The 5724-nt window shown below is 69.4% G+C and carries 4 protein-coding genes and 2 pseudogenes; 1 reads left to right on the top strand and 5 read right to left on the bottom strand.

Annotation, left to right across the window (positions count from 1 at the left end; genetic code table 11):
- A pseudogene (locus tag OL599_RS25600) lies at nucleotides 1-510 on the bottom strand (hypothetical protein); the annotation flags it as partial.
- Between the two features lie 149 nt (nucleotides 511-659).
- Here OL599_RS25600 and ggt point away from each other — a divergent pair.
- Nucleotides 660-2417, top strand: a complete 1758-nt coding sequence (gene ggt / locus OL599_RS25595) for a gamma-glutamyltransferase (protein WP_264716892.1) — start codon at nucleotides 660-662, stop codon at nucleotides 2415-2417.
- Nucleotides 2418-2579: 162 nt separating this feature from the next.
- Here the strand turns inward: ggt and OL599_RS25590 are convergent, their stop codons facing one another.
- The 4 genes and pseudogenes from OL599_RS25590 to OL599_RS25575 form a co-directional block, all read right to left on the bottom strand.
- The gene (locus OL599_RS25590; RefSeq protein WP_264716891.1) at nucleotides 2580-3407 is read right to left on the bottom strand and encodes an aldo/keto reductase; all 828 of its coding nucleotides are present in this window, start codon (nucleotides 3405-3407) and stop codon (nucleotides 2580-2582) included.
- Nucleotides 3408-3437: 30 nt separating this feature from the next.
- Entirely contained in the window at nucleotides 3438-4478 is a 1041-nt protein-coding gene (locus OL599_RS25585; RefSeq protein ID WP_264716890.1) for a WD40 repeat domain-containing protein, read from the bottom strand.
- 3 nt (nucleotides 4479-4481) lie between these two features.
- Nucleotides 4482-5462, bottom strand: coding sequence for a CobW family GTP-binding protein (locus tag OL599_RS25580; RefSeq protein ID WP_264716889.1), 981 nt, complete (start codon nucleotides 5460-5462; stop codon nucleotides 4482-4484).
- 34 nt (nucleotides 5463-5496) lie between these two features.
- A pseudogene (locus OL599_RS25575) lies at nucleotides 5497-5724 on the bottom strand (hypothetical protein); the annotation flags it as partial.

Below are 5724 nucleotides of genomic sequence, written 5' to 3'. Positions count from 1 at the left end.
GGGCGGGGCCGCCTCCACGGCCGGTACGGGCGGCGGCAGGGGCGGCGAAGGCTCGACGGGTCGCAGCGGGACCTCGGTTTGCGGCGCGAGCGGCGTCTCGGGGGGCGGGGCCTCGGTCTGCGGCGGTGGCTCCGGCAGCGGCGCCGCCTGAACCGGGGGCGCGTCGGGTTCCGCAACGGGCGCCTCCGTCGCGGCGGCGGCCGCCCCGGCCCCGGGCGCGTCGAATACCAGGGTCACCTCCATCGGCGCCCCGGCTTCGTGCAGCGCGGGGCCCGCGGACGCCAGCAGCACGGCCGCGACTCCCGCGTGACCGGCCAGCGACACGGCGATCCACCAAGCAAGCCGAGTGCGCTTGCCCGAAGGACTCGCGGTATGCGCCCAGGCGCTGTAGACGCGGTTCGCCAATTCGATGTCCCTGATCCCCGGATCGCTCCCGGCGCGGCACGGCTTTCGCCAGGGCGCCGCCGACATTACCGTGGAACCGGGCACTGCCGATTCCAGCGGTGCCATCACGATGTACGGCAGCGGCCGCAGCGTGGAGGGCCGAGTTTCGGGCGTGGCGGCCCCGCCCGCAACGCCGGCTGCTTTGTGACCTGCACCATTCTGTGGTCGAACATCGGCAGCGCAAAATCCGCGGGAAGCGGGGGAAAGAACGAACCATGCAGCCGATCCGCGTACTCCTGACCGTCGCCCTGCTCTTCTGGTCCGGACCTGCCGCCCGCGCCGCAACGGCGCCGGCGGTCGAGGCCGCGAACGGCATGGTCGTCTCGTCCCAGCGCCTCGCCTCCGAAGCCGGCGTCGAGATGCTGCGCCAGGGCGGCAACGCCATCGATGCCGCGGTGGCCGTGGGCTACGCCCAGGCGGTGGTCAATCCGTGCTGCGGCAATATCGGCGGCGGCGGATTCATGGTCGTGCACCTGGCCGACGGCCGCGACCGTTTCATCAATTTCCGCGAAATGGCGCCGGCCGCCGCGACGGCCGATATGTATCTCGATGCCAAGGGCAACGTGATCCAGGGTGCCAGCCTGTATGGCTGGCGGGCCGTGGGCGTGCCGGGCACGGTCATGGGCCTGGACGCCGCGCTGACGAAATACGGCACGCTGCCGCGCGAGACGGTGATGGCGCCGGCCATCCGGCTGGCCCGCGACGGCTTCATCCTGACCCGGGGCGACACCGACATCCTGGAGACGAAGACCCAGCAATTCCGCCGGCAGCCGAACGTGGCCAGGATCTTCCTGCGTCCGGACGGGTCGCCCTTCCAGCCCGGCGACCGCCTGGTGCAATCCGACCTCGCCGCCACGCTGCAGGCCATCGCCGCAGCAGGGCCCGACGCGTTCTACAAGGGCCGCATCCCGCAAGCGGTTGAGGAGGCCGCCCGCGCCGGCGGCGGCATCATCACCGCGGCCGACTTCGCCGCCTATCACATCACCGAAACCGAGCCGCTGACCTGCAGCTATCGCGGCTACGTCTTCGTCTCGTCGCCGCCGCCCTCGTCCGGCGGCACGACCATGTGCGAGATCCTGAACATCCTCGAAGGCTACGACCTGCGTGCCCTGGGCTTCCGCTCCGCCCAGTCGGTGCACCTCATGGTCGAGGCGATGCGGCATGCCTATCTCGACCGCAACACCTATCTGGGCGACCCGGCCTTCGTGGCCAATCCGCTGGACCGCCTGCTGTCGAAGGACTACGCCGCCGCGATCCGCGCCAGGATCGGCCCCGATGCCACGCCCTCGAAAGATCTCGCCCCCGGCGTGGCGCCGCATGAAAAGACGGAGACGACGCATTACTCGGTGGTCGATCGCGCCGGCAACGCCGTGTCCGTCACCTACACGATCAATGGCGGCTTCGGCGCGATCGTCATTGCCGGCGACACCGGCTTCCTGCTGAACGACGAGATGGACGACTTCACCATCAAGCCGGGCGTGCCCAACCTGTTCGGCCTGGTGCAGGGGGCGGCCAACGCCATCGCCCCCGGCAAGCGCCCGCTTTCCTCCATGGCGCCCACGCTGGTGACCCGGGACGGCCGCATCTTCCTGGTGCTCGGCTCTCCCGGCGGTTCGCGCATCATCACCATCACGCTGCAGGCGGCGATGAACATCATCGACTACGGCATGGCGCCGCAGGAAGCGGTGAATGCCCCGCGCCTGCACCACCAATGGCTGCCGGACGAGGTGTTCACCGAACCGTTCGGCCTGTCGCCGGACACGAAGGTCATCCTGCAGGCCATGGGCTACAAGATCACCGAACAGACACCCTGGGGCGCGGCCGAATTGATCGCGATCGGCCCGCCGAACCCCGCCGCCGGAACCGCCGCATCCTCAGGCAACGATGCCGCCGTCTTCGGCCGGATGCGCCCGGGCCTGCTCTACGGCGCCAACGACGACCGCCGCCCGGCCGGCGCGGCAGAGGGGTACTAGCCCTTTGTTTTCAGTGGCCTACTGACCCCTGCGTCCGCCGCAAGATGCGACGAACTTCGGGGGCAGGACACTAGCCCTTTGTTTTCAGTGGCCTGCTGACCCCTGCGTCCGTCGCAAGATGCGACGAACTTCGGGGGCAGGACACTAGCCGACCGCCACTTTCTAGGCCGCCTCGTCCCAGGCCGGCGCGAAGGCGGGGGCGACAAAGCGGGTGGTCTTCGGCAGGCCGGCGATGATGGCGCGGTCGGCATCGTCCAGGGTCAGGTTCAGCGCGTCGAGATTGGCCTGCTGGCTTTCGGCGCGGCCCGCCTTGGGGATGGCGGCGACGCCGTCCTGGTCCAGCAGCCATTTCAGCGCCACCTGCGCCGGCGTCGCACCGTGCTTCGCAGCGATCGCCGCGAGCTCAGGCTGCTCGGCCAGGCGCCCCTGGGCGAGCGGGCAATAGGCGGTCAAGGCCATGTCCTTGCCACGCAGGTAGCCGAGCACCTTCGACTGGTCGAGCAGCGCGTGGTACTCCACCTGGTTGCAGCAGATCGGCGCCTGGACCTCTTCGACCGCCCGCCGCAGCAACGCCGTGTTGAAGTTCGAGACGCCGATGTTGCGGGCGAGGCCCTGCTCCTTGAACGCCACGAGCTGCCCGAGCGCAGCCGGCAGGTCCATGTCCGGCGCCGGCCAATGGATCAGATAGAGATCGACATAATCGGTCTTCAGCAGCTTCAGGCTGGTCTCCATCGCGCGCTGCATCGCAGCCGGCGCCAGGTTGTCCCACCACACCTTCGTGGTCAGGTGGATGTCCGCCCGCGGCACCGGGGTGGCGGCGATGGCCTCGCCCACCGCGTCCTCGTTGCCATACATCTGCGCGGTGTCGATGTGGCGATAGCCGCGTGACAGCGCGCCCAGCACCGCGGTGGTGCACGCCTCGCCCTTCAGCCGCCAGGTGCCGAGGCCGAGCTTGGGCATGCGCAGTCCGTGCGCGGTGATCGTCTGCATGTGCGGATCCCCCCAGGTTCTCTTTGCAGGCTATTTCTTGGAAAAATCGACGATGGCGGCAAACCCGGTCTCGGTGCCGAAGGCGAGATAGGTGCCGTCCGGGCTCCAGGCCATGGCCGAAACCGGGCCGCGTCCGGTACCGGCCACCGGCAGGATGCGCGCCGAGTTGATGTCGGCCAGCACCACCAGCCCGTCGGAGAACCCGGCCGCCACCGCCTCCTGCGCCGGATGGGTCGCGAGCATCGTGCACAGCACGCCGTCGCCGCCGGCAAGCTCGGTGGGCGGCTTGCCCATCGGACCGCCGCCGAAGAACGGCCACAGCACGATGGACTCCGCGCCCGACGTCGCCAGCCACTTGCCGTTCTTCGTGAACGACATGGCGCGCGTCTTCGAGGGATAGCCGCTCATGCGCATGTGCTGTCCGTCCGAGAGCCGCCAGCCATGCAGCGCATTCTCCTGCATGGCGGTGACGACGGCGTCGCCGTCGGGGCTGATGGCGATGCCCGTATGGCTGCCCTTCCATTCCAGCTTGCGCGGATTGTCGGTCTTGGAGGCAACGAACCAGACGCTGGCGCCGTTGTAGTGCGAAGCGGCGACACGCTTGCCTTTCGCGTCGAAGGCGATGCCGGTGACGGTGGAGGGATGCTCCAGCGTCTTCAATCTGTCGTCCTTGCCGTCGAACAGATGCACGTGCTTGCCGACGCCGCAGCCCACCAGCCGGGCCTTGCCGTCGGTGAAGCTCGCCACATGCTCCACCCATTTCATGCCGAACGAGGCGATATCGGACACGCCGCCGTCGGCGCCGATCCGCTTCAGCGCCGCGTCGTCGCCGCCGCTGACCCAGCCGGTGGGGGCGGCATCCGGCGCCAGCGCCAGGGCCGCGCCGTCATGCACGGCCACGCCCGGCCAGTCGGTGGCGCCGCGCCGGGCGATGCGCACCGTGCCGTCGCCAAGCGCGAAGGCCGCGGCGGTGCCGGTGCGGTCGAAGGCGGCGGCCACCACGAAGGCGTCCAGACTGTTCTGGATGCCCCGCGTTTCCAGGATGTGGTCGGCCGAGACGGTCTGGCTCATGCCTCAGGCAGCCTGGCAGGATTCGAAGCCGCGGCGTAGCTGCGGGCGGTTCAGGTTGCGGCCGATGAACACGATCCGGCTCACGCGCGGCTCGCCCTCCTTCCACGGCCCGATGAAGTCGCCGTCGGCGATCATGTGCACGGCCTGGAAGGCGAAGCGGCGCTCGTCGCCGGCATAGGCCAGGATGCCCTTGGTGCGCAGCAGGTCCTGCCCCTTCTCGGCCAGCAGCGCGCCGATCCAGGCGTTGAACCGCTCGGCGTCGATCGGGGATTCGACCTCGAAGCTCATGCTGGTGACGTCGTCGTTGTGCTCGTGGTCGTCCTCGGTCAGGAAGCCCGGGGTGTGCGCCAGCACGCGGGTGAGGTCGAACGCGCCCTGGTTCAGCAGCTCGGCGATCGGCACGTTGGCCTTGGTGGTGCGGTGGATCTTGGCGAACTTGTTGATCTTGCGGATCTGCTGCTCGACCGCCTCCAGCTCCTCCGGCGTCACCAGATCCGCCTTGTTCAGCACGATCACGTCGGCGAACGCGATCTGGTCCTCGGCCTCGTTGCTGTCCTGCAGGCGTTCCGGCAGGTGCTTGGCGTCCACCACGGTGACGATGGCGTCGAGCCGCGTCTTGGCGCGCACGTTGTCGTCCACGAAGAAGGTCTGCGCCACCGGGCCGGGGTTGGCCAGGCCCGTGGTCTCGATGATGATGCCATCGAACTTGTCGCGCCGCTTCATCAGCCCGCCGACGATGCGGATCAGGTCGCCGCGCACGGTGCAGCAGATGCAGCCGTTGTTCATTTCGAACACTTCCTCGTCGGTATCGACGACGAGGTCATTGTCCACGCCCAGTTCCCCGAACTCGTTGATCACCACCGCGTATTTGCGGCCGTGGTTCTCGCTGAGGATGCGGTTGAGCAACGTGGTCTTGCCGGCGCCGAGATAGCCGGTCAGGACGGTGACGGGCACCAGGTCGGTATTGGGGGCCGCATCGGCCATGGGCTTCGCTCCGAACGCTATGGTGATTTGCTGCCTATATAGGCCCGCCCGGCGCCCGCGACCATGCGTCCAGGACATCGCGGCGCAGCGCCTCCAGGGCGGCGGCGGCCTGGGGCAGGGCGAACCGGCGGGCACGGGCGCGGCCGTCCCGCCCCAGCTCGGCCATTCGGGCCGGGTCGCGGGCCAGGGCGACGATGGCGGCAGCCAGGGCGGCGGGGTCCTCGGGGTCGATCGGCACGGCGACGTCGCCGAACACCTCCGG

The organism is Limobrevibacterium gyesilva (assembly GCF_025989185.1).
In the GTDB taxonomy this organism is placed as follows: Bacteria; Pseudomonadota; Alphaproteobacteria; order Acetobacterales; family Acetobacteraceae; genus Limobrevibacterium; species Limobrevibacterium gyesilva.
This window is presented reverse-complemented; position numbering and strand designations above follow the sequence as displayed.